The sequence below is a fragment of the Streptomyces sp. NPDC020983 genome (assembly GCF_044333485.1).
Classification (GTDB): Bacteria; Actinomycetota; Actinomycetes; order Streptomycetales; family Streptomycetaceae; genus Actinacidiphila.
Map to the genome: position 1 here is coordinate 86,298 of NZ_JBIRRA010000010.1, position 17,777 is coordinate 104,074.

The window sequence follows — 17,777 nt, forward strand, 5'->3', positions numbered from 1 at the left end:
CTCCGCTCTGTCTGGGGGGTGGTTGATTTGCGGCTCTGGCGGGGGGCGCCCCCCCCGGGGGGGGGGGGGGGGGGGGGGGGGGGGGCGGCCCCGGGGGGGGGGGGGGGGGGCCCCCCCCCCGGCCGCGCCGGAGGGCCCCGCCGATGAACGGTGGGGCCCTCCGGCGTCCGGGACGCGGATCAGACCGCCTTCGTCAGCCGGTTGGCCAGCGTGCTGAGGGTGTACGCGCCGATGCCCAGGACGACTTCGAGGGCGTTGCGCTCGGTGTAGCCGTGCGCGAACAGGGCCTTGAGGGTGTCGTCGTCGACCGCTCCGGCCGTCGCCATGACGTCGAGCGCGAAGGTGCGGAGCGCCTCGAGGCGGGCGTCGGGGACGGGGCGGCCCTCGCGGAAGGCGGCGATCACGTCGGGGGACGCGTCGAGCTTGCGGAGCCGGGCGGAGTGGATCCCGATGCAGATGTGGCACTGGTTGCGGACGGAGACGGCCATCGCGACGGTCTCCTGCGAGAGCGTGTCCAGCGTGCAGCCCTCGAAGCTCTCGTTCAGCGCGAGGAAGCCGTTCAGCAGCTCCGGGGAGTGGGCGAGCCGCGCGACCGCGTCGGGCAGCACGCCGAACTCCTCCCTGACCGCCCGCATCGCGGGCTGCGACTCCGGCGGCGCGTCCTCGATCGTGTGTGCAGTGAACATGGGAGCCCCCTAAAGTGGACAACATGGTTGACGATCCGATGGTAAACCAGGTTGTCGTTTCGGGGAAGCGGGAAGAGCCGGAGGAACGGCCGCGGCCCGGGTACGAGCTGCCGCTGCTGCTCCTCGCGGGCTTCCGCACGCTCATCGACGAGGTCCACGCCGAGCTGGCCGCACAGGGCCACCCGGACCTCCGGCCCGCGCACGCCTTCGCCCTCCAGGCCATCGGACCGGACGGGGCCACCGCGAGCGGCATGGCGCGCGCGCTGGGGATCTCCAAGCAGGCCGCGGGCAAGACCGTCGACAGGCTGGTCGCGCTCGGCTACGCCGTACGCGCGGACGATCCGGCGGACGCGCGCCGCAAGCTCGTCCGCATCAGCGCCGCGGGCTACGACGTCCTCGGCCGCTCCGCCGCGGTCTTCGACCGGCTCCGGTCGCAGTGGGCCGACGCTCTCGGCGAGCAGGCGGTGCGCACGATGGAGGACGGTCTGCGGGCCGTCGCCGCGCCGGGCGCCTTCCGGCTGGACGCCGCGGCCTGGATCGCGCCCTGAGCGGTGCGTGTGCCGCATGCCGGATCGATCACCCGCGCCACTTCGGTGGCAGCGCGCGAGGCTCCGGGCCACGACGTCACCCGACCCCGGCGAGCTGGACCGGCTCCGGGAGGTCGACCGCCTCGCCCACCGCGTCGGTGCGGAGGCTTCCCGCGCGCACGCAAAGCCGGCCACCTGCTCGGAGGCCACGCCCCCACCATCGTGTGCGTGAGGGATACTGTGCAGGGTGATCGGTGGCATTTCGGGGGGAGACGGCGTGCGGGAGGCGGATGTCACGGCGGGATCGGCGGCCCGGTCCGCGGACGCGCTGCGCGTACACCCCCTGGCAGGCCGGCCGGGTTGGCAGGCAGCCGGCGAGATCAGTCTGCTCACCCGCCCGGTGTGGGAGCGGCTGCTGAACGAGCTCGTCCAGAGCGAAGAAGCAGCGTGCCATCTGGAACTTTCCGCGGTGACCTTCGTCGATGTCGCTGGTGTCTCGGCCCTGGCGGTTGCCGCCCAGAGCCTTCCTGAGGGGCGACACGTCATGATCGAGCAGCCACCTGCCGTCCTGCGGCGCGTCCTGGACACGTTCTGGCCGGGCCTGCCCGCCATCAAGGTGGTGGCGTGATGACTGCCCCGGCCATCGAGCCCTTCGAGCACCCTGCCTTGTTCTACCGGGGCGAGGACGAGTACCTGGACGGCACGGTGCCCTTCGTCCGCGACGGTCTGAAGGCCGGAGAACCGGTGGCGATCGCCGTGCCCGGGCCGAACCTGGCGCTCCTCAGGACAGCGCTGGGCGACGACGCCGCGGCCGTGCGGTTCCTCGACATGACGGAGGCGGGCCGTAATCCCGCCCGCATCATCCCCAAGGTGCTGCGCGCCTTCGCCGACGCCCACCCCCGAACGCGGGTGCGCATCATCGGCGAGCCGATCTGGGCCGGCCGCACCAGCGACGAGTATCCTGCGTGCGCCCAGCACGAGGCCCTGATCAACCCTGCCTTCCAGGGCCGCGAGGCGACCATCCTCTGCCCGTACGATGCCGACCGCCTGGGCGAACGCGTTCTCTCCGACGCCCGCGCCACCCACCCCGTCGTCATCAGCGAGGGTGAGGAGCGGCGCAGTCCCGCATACGCTCCCGACCAGGTGATCGCCACCTACAACCAGGCCCTGCCGCCGGCGGCCGAGGCCGAGGAAATGGTGTTCGCCGCCGGTACGCTGCCGGTCGCCCGGCACTTCGCCGTCGAGCAGGCCGTGCGGCTCGGGCTGTCCGGGATCCGCCTGGACGACCTCACCCTGGTCGTGGCCGAGCTGACGACCAACAGTGTGGTGCACGGTGGAGGCACGGGCAGCGTACGGGTGTGGACGGACGAAGGGCACGTGGTGTGCGAGGTACGCGACCGCGGGCACCTGCGCGACCCACTGGCCGGCCGCCGTCCCCCCACCCCCGGCCAACTCGGCGGCAGGGGACTCCTGATGGTGCACTACCTCACCGACCTCGTGCGCATCCACACGGGGCCCGACGGCACGACCATCCGCTGCTGGATCAGCAACCGCTGAGAACGCAACCGTGCACGGCCCTGGCGGCATCCCGTCGGCCGCTGCCCCGGCCACGCCCTCGACACCGCACAGGACACCCACGTCGCCGACGTCCGCCCGCCACCAGGCGGGGCCGACAGGTACCACCTCACGGTCCAGGACCTGCACACGTACTATGGACGCGCTGGTGCGGCGCCAGTGCTCGTACGTCACACCGGCCCGGCTTGCGACGTTGTGCGCGTCAGGGCGGCCACCGCCGTGCCGTACCCTTGCGGCCTGCGGAAACGGCCCGCCCTCGGTAAGGTCCTCAGGTGTCGGACCAGCTCCGCGCGCCCCAGGGCGCGGCAGGCGCGGACGGTGGCCGCCCCCCGCGGCAGGCGCGGTTGGTGAAAAAAGGGGGGAACATCCGGGTTTCGTCACAAGCCGCCCCCGGGCGGAACCCGCGGGGCGGGCGGGGCCGTCGGTTCACATGCCGATCGCCTAAGGTCGGCACAGCACCCGGCACGGCTATGCACGGCGAGGCGAGGTTCCCGAATGACGCAGGCGCACAGCGGCACGGACGCCACCGCGGGGGATGAGGAGGTGCGGCCCGCGGCGGGGGAGAGCCGGGTGCGGGCTGCGGCGCGGAGGTTCGTGCGGTGGTGGCGGCCTGCCGGGATGTGGCGGCGCGGGATCGTCACGGCGGTGGTGTGCGTCGCGCTCGCCGGCGTGCTGTTCCTCCACTCCGACATCCCCAACCGGATCGGCAACCTCGGGAGCCTGACAGAGACGTTCCTGCCGTGGCTGGGCCTGGTGCTGCCGGTACTGCTGGTGGTCGCGGTGCTGCGCCGGTCGACGACGGCGCTGATCGCGCTGGTGCTCCCGGTGGCCGTGTGGTCGAACCTCTTCGGCGGGCTGCTGCTGGACAAGTCGCGGTCCGGTGGCGACCTCACGGTGCTCACGCACAACGTCAACGCCGACAACCCCGACCCGGACGCCACCGCGCGGGACGTGGCCGCCGCCGGGGCGGACGTCGTCGCGCTGGAGGAACTGCCGGAGAGCCAGGCCAGGCGCTACGCGAGCGATCTCGCGGCGGCGTACCCGTACCACTCGGTGCAGGGCACGGTCGGGCTGTGGAGCAAGTACCCGCTGAGCGGGGTGCGTCCGGTGGACATCCGGATGGGCTGGACCCGGGCGATGCGCGCGGCCGTCAGCACGCCGGACGGCCCCGTCGCGGTGTACGTGGCGCATCTTCCGTCCGTGCGGGTGAAGTTCGACGCCGGGTTCACCGCCGGGCAGCGCGACCGGGCGGCGGACGCGCTCGGCCGGGCCATCACCTCCGAGCCGCTGCACAGCGTGGTGCTGCTCGGAGACCTCAACGGCACGATGAACGACCGCGCCCTGGCCTCCGTGACCTCGCAGATGCGCTCCACGCAGGGCGCCGCGGGCAACGGCATGGGCTTCAGCTGGCCCGCGAGCTGGCCCATGGCGCGGATCGACCAGATCCTGGTCAAGGGCGCCGAGCCGCGCTCGTCCTGGACGCTGCCGAAGACGGGCAGCGACCACCTCCCGGTCGCCGCCCGCCTCCAACTGCCCGGCGGAAAGGACTAGTCGGTTTCTTTCGGATCATCTCGCCAACCAGCTGCAGATGGCCCGATGTGGAGTCCGGCGAGGCAGATGGTGCCGAGCTGCCCCGGGACGCAACCGCCGCGGCCCTGCTCCTCCACCGGATGCAACGCACTGCAATGACCGCGGCAGAACTCGTCCGGCCGCTGCCGGAGCCACCGCAGGACCACGTCCGAGGAATGGGACGGACCTGGTGACCGGCTGCCCCGGAGGGTGAAAAGGGGGCGACACGCCGAGTACGCGGATGACGACGTCGCGGATTCGAGGTCAGTGGGCAGCGGTCAGCCGCACCAGCTCCCTTACGCCGACGACGTGTTGGTGTTTGTGCCGGAGGTCGGCGACGATCCGCCGGATCGCCGGGCGATCGCGGAGTTCGGCAGGGGAGACGCGCGCCGCGTCCATCAGAGCGGCTGCGGTCTGCTCAGGACGGCCCCACTGCCACCAGGCGCGGGCCATGTCGGTATGGAAGCGTCCCTGCCGCTCGACCGTGGCGAACTGCTGCGGAACCAGCCGGTTGCCGATGTCGAGTGCGGCCCCGGAATCGCCGAGCGCCCAGTGGACGCCCACGGCGTACGCGTCGACCGATGACGGCGTCACCGGGAACACCCTGCCCTGGGGCGCCACGGCTGGGAGAACGCGTGCAGCGGCTGCTGCTTCCCGGATCAGCGTCAGCGCTTCCGCCCTGTTCCCGGACTGCGCCGCGGTGTACGCGGTTGTGCACAGCATCTGGGCATAGGCAGCTCGCTGGGCGTCCGTGGCCAGTCCGGTGGCTTCCACGGATACCGCGGCGTTCGTGACGAGCTTCTGTGCGGCCCGGCTCCTGCCCTGGTGCCGCAGGACGATCGCTGTCTGGCGGGCGGCCTCGGCTGCGGCGATGACCGAACCGGACAGGTCTGCGTAAACCGTGGCGCGGTCGGCGGCAACCCTGGCCTGGTCATAGCTCTCGATCTTGGTCAGGACGTCCACCGCGAGGGAGTAGCAGGTCGACAGCCGGCCGAAGCCCGTTGCGCTGCCGGGGCGGGCGGCCTGGTGGGCGCCGGCGAGGACGGCGGGGAGCCCGTCGAGGACCTGGGTGTACCGGCCGGCGTCGAACATGCTCCGGGCCCGGAACATCTGCGCCCGGAACGCGACGGGTTCCGCGGTGGGTGCGGGCACTGCGGCCAGGGCGTCATCGACCCCCGCCAGGAGCTGCGGGGCGACCAGACCGGCGGCGAGCACGGATCGGCGGCGCATCAGGTCCTCCTCGTCACGGCTGCCCGCCACTGTATAGGCGGGCGACTCGGACAGTCCCAGTGCCGCGCTGAGAACCTCGTTCGGTACGCCCACCTCGCGAGCAGCTTGTCGGAGGAGTTGCAGATCCCCTACCGGGCCGCATTCCAGTCGGGACACGGTTGATGCGGAGCAGCCGATCCGATGCCCTAAATCGTTCTGCCGCCAGCCCCGCTGGCGGCGCCCCAGGCGGATCAGACCCCCCGGTCGTCGGCGTTCCACATGCTGACGCGCCAGCTGACTGCTCCACAGCGGATCGACGTTGACTATCGCGTCTCCACGGGCGGAAGGGCCGGTCCACCGACCGTAGTAGGGGCGGCACGCCCCGTCCACGCCCTGTGCAGGATCTGCAAACGCCATGCACAGCCCGGTAGCCGGCCGGCGTGCTGCCACCGCCGGTGGCGTACTGGCCTGGATGCCCCCGAACTCCCGGGGGCCTCGCGAAGGGAGCACCTGATGACCACCATCCTGGCACGCCCCACCGCCGGCGCGCTCGCGCCGGTCCGTGACCCGCGGACCTTCATTGCGGCCGACCACTGGGACAAACTGGTCGGCCTGCTGATGCGGGACCACCCCTTCGACAGAGTGATGGCCGAACGCGTCCTCGGGCAGGCCATCGCCTACCTCATCACCGCCATGGAGACCCGTGGCCGGCGTCTCGGCCTGGCCCCGGGCAAGATCGTGGACATCGGCGTCCACACGATGATCCTCGACACCGTGGCCTACGCCGAGTTCTGCATGAAGTACAACGACGGTCGCTTCCTGCACCACGTGCCCCTGGTCGACATGAAGCTCGACGGCAGCGTGCCGCGGACCGCGGAGCAGATCACCCTCCACGGTTTCCTCGTCGACGAGTCCTTGTGGGCAGCCGACGCCAAGGACTGCGGCCCCTGCCACCCCGGCAACGACAGCCACTGACACCGCATCTCGGCGCCTGCCTCCGCCTCCGGAGGCAGGCGCCGAAGCCGTTCGAGTGGATTGCGGAGGGGCGGCCTCGCGCGGGCCGTCGAGTCGCCAGGATGTGGGGGGTGACTTCTTCCCAGGCGCGTGCCGCCGATCCCTGGAACGCCTACGGCCGCAGCCGCATCTCCGACGACCGGGCGCGTGGAACCGCCGGGCGCCTGTACTGGGACTGGTACCAGCGGCTCGGGCCCGGCGCCGACGTCCTCGGCGAGGTCGCCGGCCGCACGGTCGCCGACCTGGGCTCCGGCAGCGGCCGGCAGGCCGCGCACATCGCCGGCGCCCTCGGTGCGGCCCGGGTACTGGCCATCGACACCTCCGGAGCTCAGGTTGCCCGTGGCCGCGCACTGTACGGGCACGTGGCCGCCCTGGAATTCGTCCATGCCGACGCCGCCTCGACCCTCCAGGCCGCCCCCGGCGGCCTGGACATCGCGTACTCCTACTTCGGTGCCGCCGACTTCACCGACCCGCACCGCCTGCTACCCGCCGTCGCAGAGGGGCTGCGGCCGGGAGGCACCTTCGTCATCGCCACTCTCGCCCACTACAAGGGTGGCCGCGCCGCCGAGTCCGACGTCCGCCCAGGCACCATCCAGATGCGCCACGACGACGGCACCACCAGCTCCCTGCACCGCTGGGTCCTGGACACACCGGTCTGGGAGAAACTCCTCACGGACGCCGGTTTCACGGACCTCACCACCGACACCGTGCGTGACCCCGGGAACGGCGAACAGCCTCCCGTCGCCACCACCCTGATCCGGGCGACCCGGTCAGCCACGCCGGCGTAGGAGGCCGGGCCGGTGGAACGAGCGGCGCAGCCGCGGGCGCCAGGGACAGTGACGCGCTGCGCGGAGGCGGCTCAGTCGCCCTCGCGCCAGCGGTCGGTGACGGGCAGCCGGCGGTCCTTGCCGAAGCCCTTCGCGGAGATCTTCGTGCCCGGCGGGTACTGGCGGCGCTTGTACTCGGCGGTGTCCGTGAGCTTCAGGACGCGCGTGACCAGTTCCGGGTCGTAGCCCGCGTCGACGATCGCCGCGTAGCCCTGGTCGCGGTCCACGTACAGCTCCAGGACGCGGTCGAGGACGTCGTAGTCCGGCAGCGAGTCGGTGTCGACCTGGCCGGGGCGCAGTTCGGCGCTCGGCGGCTTGCTGATCGAGTTCTCCGGGATCGGCGGTGTCTCGCCCTTCTCGGCGGCCACTGCGTTGCGCCAGCGGGCGAGCCGGAAGACGGTCGACTTGTAGACGTCCTTGATCGGGCCGTAGGCGCCGACCGAGTCGCCGTAGAGCGTCGAGTAACCCACCGCCAGCTCGCTCTTGTTGCCCGGCGCGAGGACGATGTGGCCCTCCTGGTTGGAGATCGCCATCAGCGTGACGCCGCGCAGCCGGGACTGGAGGTTCTCCTCCGCCAGCCCGGTGAGCTTCAGCGACTCCATGTAGGCGTCGAACATCGGCGCGATGGAGACGGTGCGGTAGTTCAGCCCCGTCCGGCGGGCGAGTTCGGCGGCGTCGCCCCTGGAGTGGTCCGAGGAGTACGCGGAGGGCATCGACACCCCGTAGACGTTCTCCGCGCCGACCGCGTCGCACGCCAGAGCCGCGACGAGGGCCGAGTCGATGCCGCCGGACAGGCCGATCAGCACCGAGCGGAATCCGTTCTTCTGGACGTACGCGCGCAGGCCCGTCACGAGCGCGCCGTAGACCTGGGCCTCGTCGCCGAGCGGTTCGGCGACCGTCCCCGTGAACTGCGGGGGGTACGGGGGGACCTGCTCCCCGGACAGCGTCAGGTGCTGGATCTCCAGGCCGTCGTCGACGACCCCGGACGCGGGCTCGGGCGCGGCGGCCGGCAGCTCCAGGTCGAGGATCACGCACTCCTCGGTGAACTGCGGGGAGCGCGCGATGACCTCGCCCTCGGCGTCCACCACGATCGTGTCGCCGTCGAAGACCAGCTCGTCCTGCGCGCCGACCATCGCCACGTAGGCCGTCGTGCAGCCCGCCTCCCGCGCGCGGCGGCGCACCAGCTCCAGGCGCGTGTCGTCCTTGTCCCGCTCGTACGGCGACGCGTTGATCGACAGCAGCAGGCCGGCGCCGGCGGCGCGCGCGGCCGGGACGCGGCCGCCGTCCTGCCACAGGTCCTCGCAGATCGCGAGCGCGACGTCCACCCCGTTCACCCGGACCACCGGCATCGTGTCGCCGGGGACGAAGTAGCGGAACTCGTCGAAGACGCCGTAGTTGGGCAGGTGGTGCTTGGCGAACCGCAGCGCCACCTTCCCGCCGTGCAGGACGGCGGCGCAGTTCTGCGGGGCGCCCGCCGGCTGGCCGTACCGCGGGCGGGCGTTCTCGCTGCGGCCGAGGTAGCCGACGACGACCGGCAGCTCGCCAAGGCCCTCGGCGTCCAGCCGCGCCGCCAGCTCGGCGAGCGCGGAGCGGCTCGCCTCGACGAAGGACGAGCGCAGGGCCAGGTCCTCCACCGGGTAGCCGGTGAGCATCATCTCCGGGAAGGCCACGAGATGGGCCCCCTGGCCGGCGGCGTGCCGCGACCAGCGCAGCACGGACTCGGCGTTGCCGGCGATGTCGCCGACCGTGGAGTCGATCTGGTTCAGGGCGAGTCGTAGTCGAGGCACGCCCCCAGTGTAATCGTCACCTCGACGAAATGCGTGTCTGCCGGGTCACACCCGGCCCTGTCGTCCCCGGGGATGCCCGCCGCACGGGGCGCGGGGCCGGCGCGGACAGCTCCCCGGGGCGGGGCCCCGGGGAGCGCCGTTCCCCGCGCCGGGGGAGTGCCCCGGCGCGGGACCTACCCGCGCAGCCAGGCGGCGGTGTCCGCGGGGAGGCGGCCGTCCACGAGGGGCCCGCTCGTCAGGAGGACCCGGTGGTGCGCGGGCAGTGCGGCCGGCTCGTCCCCGAGGTTCACGACGCAGACGAACTCCGGCGAGCGGCGGAAGGCCAGCACCGCCGGGCCGGACTCCAGCCACACGAACGTGCCGTCGCCGAGGCCCGGCTCGGCCCGGCGCAGCCGCAGCGCCTCCCGGTACAGGGAGAGCATCGAGTCCGGGTCGGCGGCCTGCGCCTCGGCCGTGCGGGACGCCCAGCCCGCGGGCTGCGGCAGCCAGGGCCCGGTGGCGGCGCCGGCGGGGCTGAAGCCGAAGGGCGGCTCGGAACCGCTCCACGGCAGCGGCACCCGGCAGCCGTCGCGGCCCGGGTTGGTGTCGGCCGAACGGAGGTACATCGGGTCCTGGAGCTTGTCCAGCGGGATGTCCTCGACCTCGGGCAGGCCCAGCTCCTCGCCCTGGTAGAGGTAGACCGAGCCGGGCAGCGCGAGCGTGAGCAGGGCGGCGGCCCGGGCGCGGCGGGTGCCGAGTTCCAGGTCGGTCGGGATGCCGAAGGCCTTCGTGGCGAAGTCGAAGCCGGTGTCGGCGCGGCCGTAGCGGGTGACCGTACGCGTCACGTCGTGGTTGCACAGCACCCAGGTGGCGGGCGCGCTGACGGGGGCGTGCGCGGCCAGGGTGACGTCGACGGAGGTGCGCAGCCGGTCGACCTCCCACGGGCAGGACAGGAAGTCGAAGTTGAAGGCGGTGTGCATCTCGTCGGGCCGCAGGTAGCGCGCGAAGCGCTCCGCGTCGGGCAGCCACACCTCGCCGACCAGGATGCGCGCACCTGGGTAGGAGTCGGCGATGGCGCGCCAGCCGCGGTAGACGTCGTGCAGCTCGTCGCGGTCGATGTACGGGTGCGGTACGCCGGGCGCGTCGGTGAGGTCGGGCAGGGCCGGGTCCTTCATGACCATCGCGGCGGAGTCGATGCGCACGCCGCCGGCGCCGCGGTCGAACCAGAAGCGCAGGATGTCCTCGTGCTCCGCGCGGACCTCGGGGTGGTTCCAGTTGAGGTCGGGCTGCTCGGAGTCGAAGAGGTTGAGGAACCAGTCGCCGGGCGTGCCGTCCGGGTTCGTGGTGCGCGTCCAGGCGGGCCCGCCGAACTGCGAGGGCCAGTTGTTGGGCGGCAGCTCGCCGTTCTCGCCGCGGCCGGGGCGGAACCAGAAGCGCTCGCGGGCGGGCGAGCCCGGTCCGGCGGTCAGCGCCTCGCGGAACCACGGGTGGGCGGCCGAGATGTGGTTCGGCACGATGTCGATGATGGTCCTGATGCCGAGCGCGAGGGCCTCCGAGATGAGCTTCTCGGCCTCCGCGAGCGTTCCGAAGACGGGCTCGACGTCCCGGTAGTCGGCGACGTCGTAGCCGCCGTCGGCCATGGGCGACGGGTACCACGGGCAGAACCACAGAGCGTTGACGCCCAGCTCGGCCAGGTACGGCAGCCGGGACCGCACGCCGGCGAGATCACCGGTCCCGTCACCGTTGCTGTCGGCGAAGCTCCGCGGATAGACCTGGTAGATGACCGCGCCGCGCCACCAGTTCTCGTCGGCCTCGGGCTGAGGGGTGTCTGCCACGTCAACGTCCTTTCGGGCAGGTGGGACCCCGCCGCCGACCCGGGACGGCTGAGGTGCCGGGGGTCAGGGGGCCCGGGGGCCGGCGGCGGAGTGCTGTGGGTGGTGCGTTACGGAAGGCTGGGGCGGTGCCCGGGCGGGCCGGTCAGCCCTTGAGGCTGCCGGCGGTCAGACCGGACATGATGTTGCGCTGGAAGAGCAGGAAGATCAGCAGGGTCGGCAGCGCCGAGATCGCGAGCGCGGCGATGAGGACGTTCTGCGGGACGCCCTGCGAGAGCGAGTTGATGCCGATGTTGATCGGCTGCTTCGTCGGGTCGGGCTCCACCAGCATCGGCCAGAGGAAGTCCTTCCAGACGTTGACCACGGCGAAGATCGACACGACACCCAGGATCGGCCGGGACATCGGCAGCACGATGGACAGCAGGGTGCGCGCCGGGCCGGCCCCGTCGATGGCCGCCGCGGCCATGAGGTCGTCGGGGATCGAGTCGAAGAAGCGCTTGAGCAGGAAGATGTTGAAGCCGTTGGCGACGGTCGGCAGCCAGATCGCCCACGGGTGGTTGATCAGGTTGACGTGGATCAGCGGCAGGTCCAGCACCGTCATGTACTGCGGGATGATCAGCACCGCCGACGGGATCATCAGCGTGGCGAGCATGCCGCCGAGCACGATGTTGCCCAGGACCGGCCGCAGCTTGGACAGCGCGTAGGCCGCGGCGACGTCGAGGACCAGTTGGAAGGCCAGCGCGCCGAACGCGTAGTAGAAGGTGTTCCACAGCAGCCTGGCGAGCTTCAGCTGCGTCCACGCCGTCGAGTAGTTCGACGGGTGCGCGTGGTGCGGGAAGAGCGTGGGCGGGTTCTGCACCACCTCGTGCACGGACTTGAAGCCGCTGGTGACCATCCAGTACAGGGGCCCGACGAAGACCACCGTGAAGACGACGAGGACCAGCGTCAGAACGGTCCAGTAGATACGCCTGCCGCGCGGCCGGGCGAGCGTCGCGGACGATATCAGCGTCCGGTTCTGCGGAGTGAACTCTGCCATGACCTGTGATCCGTCCTAGTCGCTGTTCCGGTTGAGCCGCGCGTACACACCGGAGAATCCGATGAGTACCAGGAGCAGGAAGAGGCCGAGGGCCGCTGCGCCGCCGAAGTTGTTGTAGCGGTAGCCGTACTGGTAGACCATGTAGACGACCGTCATCGTGGAGTTCTCCGGCCCGTTCCCGCCGGCCATCAAATACACGTTGGTGAATTCCTGCATGGTCGCCACGACCTGGAGCAGCAGCATGAGCGACAGCACGAGCCGGGTCTGCGGGATGGTCACGTGCCAGATCTTGCTCCACAGGCCGGCACCGTCCAGGTCGGCGGCCTCGTACAGCTCGCCGGGGATGTTCTGGAGCGCCGCCAGGTAGATGAGCGTCGCGCTGCCCATGCTCATCCAGGTGGCCGCGACGACCACCGAGATCAGCGCGGTGTGCGACGAGTCCAGCCATTGCGACGTCGGCAGGTGCAGGAAGTGCAGAATGCGGTTGAAGAGGCCGTACTCCGGATTGTAGAAATACTTGAAGAGCAGCGCCCCGGCCACCGGCGGAAGCATCACCGGAAGGTAGACCAGCACCCGCAGGTAAGCCCTGGCGTGCCGCAGCTCGTTGAGCAGGATCGCCACCAGGAAGGGCACGGCGAAACCGATGACGAGCGCGTAGAGCGTGAAGAGGCCGGTGTTCTTCCAGGCCGTCCAGAAGTACGGGTCGTGGTAGACCGTCCTGATGTTCCGGAATCCCACCCAGCTCGTCACACCGCGCTTGGTGTGCTGGAAGCTCATGATGAACTCCCGGACCATCGGGTACCAGGAGAACAGCCCGAAGCAGATGATCGCGCCGATCAGGAAGCCGTACGCGCGCAGGTTCTGGCCGACCTTGCGGCCCAGGCCGCCCCGGCCGCCCGCGGTGCGCGGGCCGGGGGCCCGGCCGGCGTGGCGCCGTGTTGTCTTGTCGGGGACGGTCGTCGTCGCCGCCATGGGGAAGCTCCTCGGCTGGAAGCGGTGCGTGGTCGAGGGGGGGATCGGGGCCGGGGCCGCGCCCGCGGGGCCGGTCGGGGACCGGCCCCGCGGGGGGCTGCGCCGCTACTGGCTCGCGGCCAGCAGCTGGTTGGCCTGCGTCTCGGCGTCCGAGAGCAGCTTGCCGACGTCGGCGCCCTTGTTGCTGAGCACACCGGACATCACGGTGTCGAGCACCGTGTAGAGCTTCTGCGCGTTCGGCGGCTCACCCTTCACCGGCACCTGCGCGTCCACGTAGGACTTGTAGTTCGCGACCGGCACCGTGGCGTACTGGGTCTTGTCCGCGGTGTCCGTGGCCTTGGACTGGCCGGTGAAGAAGAACGGCTGCGGCAGACCGACGGGGATGCCGTCCGCCTTGTTGCGCGCGTAGTTGAACTGGCCCTTCTTCAGGGTCAGGAACTTGAAGTTGATCCAGGCGATGCCCGCCTTGATCTGGTCCGGGGTGTCCGACTTCTTGAAGAAGTAGTCGTTGCCGCCCATCAGCGACGTCTTGCCGCCGGGAATCGGCGCCATGCCGAGGTCGTCGAAGTTGGCGCCGTACTGCTGGACCATGAGCTGGATGTCGTCGGGGGCGGCGAGGTACATGCCGATCTGGCCGGCGCCCATCGCCTTCTGGCTCTCGCCCCACTCCTTGCCGGCGCTCTGCGGCATGCTGTTGTCGACCCAGCGCATGTCGTGGATCGTCTGCAGGATCTGCTTGGCCTCGGGGCCGTTGAAGGTCGCCTTGGAGCCGTCGTCGCTGACCACGCTGTTGCCGGCGCCGTACAGGGCCGAGGTCAGGTGCCAGCCGCCCTGGTTGCCGGCGCCGTACTCGAAGAAGCCGTGGATGCCCTTGCTGCCCAGCTTGTCCTGGATCTGCTTGGCGTCGGTGCGGATCTCGTCCCAGGTCGTCGGCGGCTTGTTCGGGTCCAGACCGGCCTCGGTGAAGATCTTGCGGTTGTAGATCAGGCCCATCGAGTAGTTCGTGGTGGGCAGGCCGTAGAGGCGGCCGCCGTCCTTGAGGATGCCGAGGACGCCCGGGTCGATGTCCTTGAGGTTCGGGACCGTCTTGTCGTTGACGTAGTCGGTGATGTCGGCGGCCTGGCCGGCGTCCAGCACCTGCTGGAGGTCGGTGACGTACGAGTAGAACGCGTCGGTCTCGGACCCGCCCTGGAGCTGCGCGGTGAACTTGTCCGTCTCCTCGCAGGGGAACGCGTCCTTGCTGTTGATCGTCACGTTCGGGTACGTCTTGTGGAACTCGGCGACATCGTCGAGCCACTGCTTGCGCTCTGCCTTCTTGGTGGTGGGCGGCATGCAGTCGACGCTGATCGTCACCTTGGTCTTCGGGTCCAAGGGGGTACCGGCGCTGGAGCTGCTGGCCTTGCCGCCGCCGTCGTCCTTCGTGTCCTTGCTGTCGGAGCACGCGGCGCTCGTCAATCCGATGCCTGCGACCAGCGCGAATGCCACCAGTCTGCGGTAGCGGATTCCGTTCATGATCAAACCCTTCCCCTGAACCACTGCGCGTCGTTGGACTGCGATCGGGACCCCCGCGGCGCATGATGCACATGTCCGGCGCAGGTGCAGCGCGACCGTCTCGGGTTGGCTCAACGTACTTAACCCGATAGATGTCCGCAAGATGTCGCGTGAATTTCGCAAAGACACGACTTGGTTACGACGCCTGGTGAGCGGGTCACGCTGCGCAGACGACGGAGCGCGCACCCGCCGCGCACCGGCAACCGGTGCGCGGAAGTGCGCGCTCAGCCCTGCGAACGCCCGGCGAAGCGCCGGGGAAAGGGCCGGGAAAGCCCTGGGGAGGCCGGGGGGAGACCTGGGGAGATCCTGCGGGACCCCGCGGTGACCGGCGGTTACGCGGTGGTGCGCGCCTCCGGGTGCGGGATGCGGGCGGAGTGCGGGGCCGGTCCGGTGGAACCGCGCACCACCAGCTCCGGCTCGAAGAACAGCTCGTCGTGGTCGACAGAGGCGCCGCTGATCTCGCCGGCCAGCAGGTCCACCGCGGCCCGGCCCATCGCCTCGATGGGCTGCCGCACGGTGGTCAGCGGCGGCTCGGTGCAGTTCATCAGCGAGGAGTCGTCGTAGCCGATCACCGACACGTCCTCGGGCACCGACAGCCTGCGCCGCCGGGCGGCCCTTATCGTGCCGAGGGCCAGCAGGTCGGAGGCGCAGATGAAGGCCGTGATGCCGCGCGCCAGCAGCCGGCTCGCCGCCGCCTGGCCGCCTTCCAGCGTGAAGAGCGCGTGCTCCACGGTGACCGACGGGTCCACCCGGCGCGCCGCGGCGAGCTTGCGGCGCGACGGCACGTGGTCGGGCGGGCCCAGCACGAGCGCGATGCGCTGGTGGCCCAGCGACATCAGGTGGTTCATCGCCTGCTCGACCGCCACGGCGTCGTCGCAGGAGACGCGCGGGAAGTCGAGATGGTCGATCGCCGCGTTCATCAGCACGGTGGGCAGGTTGCGTTCGGCGAGGCGTGCGTAGTGGTCGTGCGGCGACTCGGCCTGGGCGTAGAGCCCGCCGAAGAAGACCACCCCGGACACGTGCTGCTGGAGCAGCAGCTCCACGTAATCGGCCTCCGAGACGCCGCCCGCGGTCTGGGTGCAGAGCACCGGGGTGAAGCCCTGCTGTGCCAGCGCGCCGCCGACCACCTCCGCGAAGGCGGGGAAGATCGGGTTCTGCAGCTCGGGCATGACCATGCCGACCAGCCGGGCGCGTTCCCCGCGCAGCTGGGTGGGCCGTTCGTAACCGAGCACGTCGAGAGCGGTGAGGACCGCGGCCCGGGTCGCGTCGGAGACGCCCGGTTTCCCGTTCAGCACCCTGCTGACGGTGGCCTCGCTCACTCCGACCTTCTTTGCCACCTCGGCAAGTCGTCGTGTCATGGCGTCGATTCTAGTACAGGTGGCGCAAGTTTCTTGCGGTGATTTTGCGGATTCTCTGCAAGTCATCCGAATTTTGCGGAAGCCGGTCGACATATTGCTGCGTCAGATACGCGTGCTCCTGGGGTTGCCGCACGCCGTACGGGTCCCCGGTGCGCAGGCGCCGGAAGCCGGTGGGGGATGACGCGCAGTTCGCACGCCCCGCAGGGGCGGCTGGCGCGGCCGGCCGCGCCGGTGCGGGCGGTCCCGGCGGCGCGGGTGCTCCCGGCGGCGCGGTGGGCGGGCTCAGCGCTGCTTCGCGGTCCGGGGCCTGGCCGGCGGGCGGCGGCGGGCGGCAGCGGGGGCGGCGGGGGCCGCGGCGGGGCTGCCGTCGCGCAGGTGCAGGGCGCGCAGGGCGATCTCGGTGGCGAAGCGCTCGTCGGGACGCGTGAGCTGCTCGCCGAAGGCCCGCTCCAGGATGCGCATCCGGTAGCGCACGGTCTGCGGGTGGACGTCGAGCTGCTCGGCGATCTGCGCGGCCGTCCCGCGCGTGGTCAGCCAGATCCGCAGGGTGTCGACCAGCCGCGCCTGCTGCGTCGGCGTCAGCGCGGAGAGCGGGGCCAGGAAGCGGGCGGCCATCTGGTCGGCCAGTGCCGGGTCGCCCAGCAGCCACAGATCCAGCAGGTGGTCCTCGCTCAGCAGCAGCGGGCCGCCCTTCAGGGCCCCCGTCCCGGCGAGGGACAGTGTCTGCCGGGCCCAGCGCAGGGAGTCCGCCGCCTCGCCGAGTCCGGTGGTCAGGCCGACCGCGGCCCGGCAGCCGCCGAGCGCGTCGTCGAGGCATGCGCGCCGGGCCTCGGTCAGCGGCCCCGGCACGAGCAGGTGCGGCTCGGGGTCGGCGAAGTCCTGGAGCATGTCCGGGTCCAGGGCCTGGCGCCGGGGGTGGGTGCCCGGCGCGACGGCCACCATGGTCACCTCGTCCGGCAGCTTCCAGCCGCAGTGCTCGGCGAGTTCGGCGAGTGCGCTGCGCGCCACGGCGGTGCCGCCGAGGATGCGGCGGAGTAATCGGCGGCGGCGGTTGTCGGGCTCCTCGCCCAGTTCGGCGAGCGCCTGGACGTAGCCTTCGCGGGAGAGTTCGGCCAGGTCGCCCATGTAGGCGAAGAGCGCGTCGGCGAAGGTGAGCATGAAGGCCGCCGACAGGTTGTAGCGGCGGCTGACGGCCCGGACCCGGCGCAGCGCGACCTGGCAGCCGATGCGGTAGGCGGCCTGGAGGTTGTCCAGGCTGCGCCCCTCGTACGCCTCGTAGCGGCCGAACCGCCGGCACAGGTCGTCGCGCTGCGCGGTGGTGGCGGTGGGGGCGGCCACCCGGTCCACGAAACTGGCGATGCTCTGCTCGATCCCGAAGCGGATCACCCTGCTGTTGGGGCCTTCCAGGAGATGCCCGTATTCGGGGATCGCCGCGACGATTTCAGCAGCCATCTCTTTCAATAAGCCCGGCAGTTCCGGGCGCATGATGGCGGCGAACTCCCGGGGTATGGGACCCGTGATCTCCCCCTGATCCGGGACCTGCCGCATGACGGACATGAGCCTCCCCCTCCGTACCGCCTCTTCGCGTCGGTGGCCTCGCTGCAACATAGACTAAATGTTCACGCTGCGCAGCCCCGCGGATGCGTAAACGTTGTCGGCCGTGCGGGCGCCGGGCGCGGGGCCCCGGCGGGGCGGGGGAGCGGGGCGGTGGGCGGGGGCCGGGAAAACGCTCACTTCCCGACAAAAACGGCTGGGGTGATGTTGCCCCGGTGACAGAAAATTACCCGACGGTAAGGTTCCGGAAGGAATCTTGGACGGGATTGTTGCGCCCTCCGGTTACCCGTACGTAACGTCC

At 71.3% G+C, this 17,777-nt stretch carries 15 protein-coding genes; 6 read left to right on the forward strand and 9 right to left on the reverse strand.

Annotated features, from left to right (window positions below):
• Nucleotides 1-179: 179 nt before the first annotated feature.
• Nucleotides 180-686 carry a carboxymuconolactone decarboxylase family protein gene (locus ACH4SE_RS23065; protein WP_398545319.1) on the reverse strand — a complete coding sequence of 169 codons (507 nt, stop codon included), beginning with the start codon at nt 684-686 and terminating at the stop codon, nt 180-182.
• Nucleotides 687-724: 38 nt separating this feature from the next.
• Here ACH4SE_RS23065 and ACH4SE_RS23070 point away from each other — a divergent pair, with 38 nt between their 5' ends.
• The 4 genes from ACH4SE_RS23070 to ACH4SE_RS23085 all read left to right on the forward strand — a co-directional run bounded on the left by ACH4SE_RS23070 (nt 725) and on the right by ACH4SE_RS23085 (nt 4,339).
• Complete coding sequence (locus tag ACH4SE_RS23070; protein ID WP_398545320.1) at nt 725-1,234, forward strand: MarR family winged helix-turn-helix transcriptional regulator; 510 nt, start codon at nt 725-727, stop codon at nt 1,232-1,234.
• A gap of 226 nt (nt 1,235-1,460) precedes the next feature.
• Entirely contained in the window at nt 1,461-1,841 is a 381-nt protein-coding gene (locus tag ACH4SE_RS23075) for an STAS domain-containing protein (protein WP_398545321.1), read from the forward strand.
• Nucleotides 1,841-2,770 (forward strand): anti-sigma factor RsbA family regulatory protein, encoded by a 930-nt coding sequence (locus ACH4SE_RS23080; protein ID WP_398545322.1) that lies wholly within the window; start codon nt 1,841-1,843, stop codon nt 2,768-2,770. Before ACH4SE_RS23075 ends, ACH4SE_RS23080 begins: the two co-directional genes overlap by 1 nt.
• Before the next feature lie 636 nt (nt 2,771-3,406).
• Nucleotides 3,407-4,339: an endonuclease/exonuclease/phosphatase family protein gene (locus ACH4SE_RS23085; protein ID WP_398545545.1), complete on the forward strand. Its 933-nt coding sequence runs from the start codon at nt 3,407-3,409 to the stop codon at nt 4,337-4,339.
• 282 nt (nt 4,340-4,621) lie between these two features.
• Here ACH4SE_RS23085 and ACH4SE_RS23090 read toward each other — a convergent pair whose 3' ends face one another.
• A complete protein-coding gene (locus ACH4SE_RS23090) occupies nt 4,622-5,680 on the reverse strand; it encodes a transcriptional regulator (RefSeq protein ID WP_398545323.1) in 1,059 nt (352 codons plus the stop codon).
• Nucleotides 5,681-6,079: 399 nt separating this feature from the next.
• Between ACH4SE_RS23090 and ACH4SE_RS23095 the strand changes: the two genes are divergently transcribed.
• Together ACH4SE_RS23095 and ACH4SE_RS23100 are read left to right on the forward strand one after the other, a co-directional pair.
• Entirely contained in the window at nt 6,080-6,541 is a 462-nt protein-coding gene (locus ACH4SE_RS23095; protein ID WP_398545324.1) for a glycine-rich domain-containing protein, read from the forward strand.
• 110 nt (nt 6,542-6,651) lie between these two features.
• On the forward strand, nt 6,652-7,368 hold the full coding sequence (locus ACH4SE_RS23100) for a class I SAM-dependent methyltransferase (protein WP_398545325.1): 717 nt from the start codon (nt 6,652-6,654) through the stop codon (nt 7,366-7,368).
• A gap of 71 nt (nt 7,369-7,439) precedes the next feature.
• Here the strand turns inward: ACH4SE_RS23100 and ACH4SE_RS23105 are convergent, their stop codons facing one another.
• The 7 genes from ACH4SE_RS23105 to ACH4SE_RS23135 all read right to left on the reverse strand — a co-directional run bounded on the left by ACH4SE_RS23105 (nt 7,440) and on the right by ACH4SE_RS23135 (nt 17,479).
• The gene (locus tag ACH4SE_RS23105; protein WP_398545326.1) at nt 7,440-9,194 is read right to left on the reverse strand and encodes an NAD+ synthase; all 1,755 of its coding nucleotides are present in this window, start codon (nt 9,192-9,194) and stop codon (nt 7,440-7,442) included.
• A gap of 173 nt (nt 9,195-9,367) precedes the next feature.
• Nucleotides 9,368-11,008, reverse strand: a complete 1,641-nt coding sequence (locus ACH4SE_RS23110; protein ID WP_398545327.1) for a glycoside hydrolase family 13 protein — start codon at nt 11,006-11,008, stop codon at nt 9,368-9,370.
• A gap of 142 nt (nt 11,009-11,150) precedes the next feature.
• Nucleotides 11,151-12,041, reverse strand: a complete 891-nt coding sequence (locus ACH4SE_RS23115; RefSeq protein ID WP_398545328.1) for a carbohydrate ABC transporter permease — start codon at nt 12,039-12,041, stop codon at nt 11,151-11,153.
• A gap of 15 nt (nt 12,042-12,056) precedes the next feature.
• Entirely contained in the window at nt 12,057-13,013 is a 957-nt protein-coding gene (locus tag ACH4SE_RS23120; RefSeq protein WP_398545329.1) for a carbohydrate ABC transporter permease, read from the reverse strand.
• 105 nt (nt 13,014-13,118) lie between these two features.
• A complete protein-coding gene (locus ACH4SE_RS23125) occupies nt 13,119-14,525 on the reverse strand; it encodes an ABC transporter substrate-binding protein (RefSeq protein ID WP_398545330.1) in 1,407 nt (468 codons plus the stop codon).
• A gap of 371 nt (nt 14,526-14,896) precedes the next feature.
• Nucleotides 14,897-15,922: a LacI family DNA-binding transcriptional regulator gene (locus ACH4SE_RS23130; protein ID WP_398545331.1), complete on the reverse strand. Its 1,026-nt coding sequence runs from the start codon at nt 15,920-15,922 to the stop codon at nt 14,897-14,899.
• Between the two features lie 282 nt (nt 15,923-16,204).
• Nucleotides 16,205-17,479 carry a helix-turn-helix domain-containing protein gene (locus tag ACH4SE_RS23135; RefSeq protein ID WP_398545332.1) on the reverse strand — a complete coding sequence of 425 codons (1,275 nt, stop codon included), beginning with the start codon at nt 17,477-17,479 and terminating at the stop codon, nt 16,205-16,207.
• Nucleotides 17,480-17,777: the final 298 nt, after the last annotated feature.

Coding starts and splice junctions, on each gene's coding strand:
- ACH4SE_RS23065 (WP_398545319.1), bottom strand. CDS start 686: ATGTTCACTGCACACACGATCGAGGACGCGCCGCCGGAGTCGCAGCCC.
- ACH4SE_RS23070 (WP_398545320.1), top strand. CDS start 725: ATGGTAAACCAGGTTGTCGTTTCGGGGAAGCGGGAAGAGCCGGAGGAA.
- ACH4SE_RS23080 (WP_398545322.1), top strand. CDS start 1,841: ATGACTGCCCCGGCCATCGAGCCCTTCGAGCACCCTGCCTTGTTCTAC.
- ACH4SE_RS23085 (WP_398545545.1), top strand. CDS start 3,407: ATGTGGCGGCGCGGGATCGTCACGGCGGTGGTGTGCGTCGCGCTCGCC.
- ACH4SE_RS23095 (WP_398545324.1), top strand. CDS start 6,080: ATGACCACCATCCTGGCACGCCCCACCGCCGGCGCGCTCGCGCCGGTC.
- ACH4SE_RS23115 (WP_398545328.1), bottom strand. CDS start 12,041: ATGGCAGAGTTCACTCCGCAGAACCGGACGCTGATATCGTCCGCGACG.
- ACH4SE_RS23120 (WP_398545329.1), bottom strand. CDS start 13,013: ATGGCGGCGACGACGACCGTCCCCGACAAGACAACACGGCGCCACGCC.
- ACH4SE_RS23125 (WP_398545330.1), bottom strand. CDS start 14,525: ATGAACGGAATCCGCTACCGCAGACTGGTGGCATTCGCGCTGGTCGCA.
- ACH4SE_RS23130 (WP_398545331.1), bottom strand. CDS start 15,922: ATGACACGACGACTTGCCGAGGTGGCAAAGAAGGTCGGAGTGAGCGAG.
- ACH4SE_RS23135 (WP_398545332.1), bottom strand. CDS start 17,479: ATGTCCGTCATGCGGCAGGTCCCGGATCAGGGGGAGATCACGGGTCCC.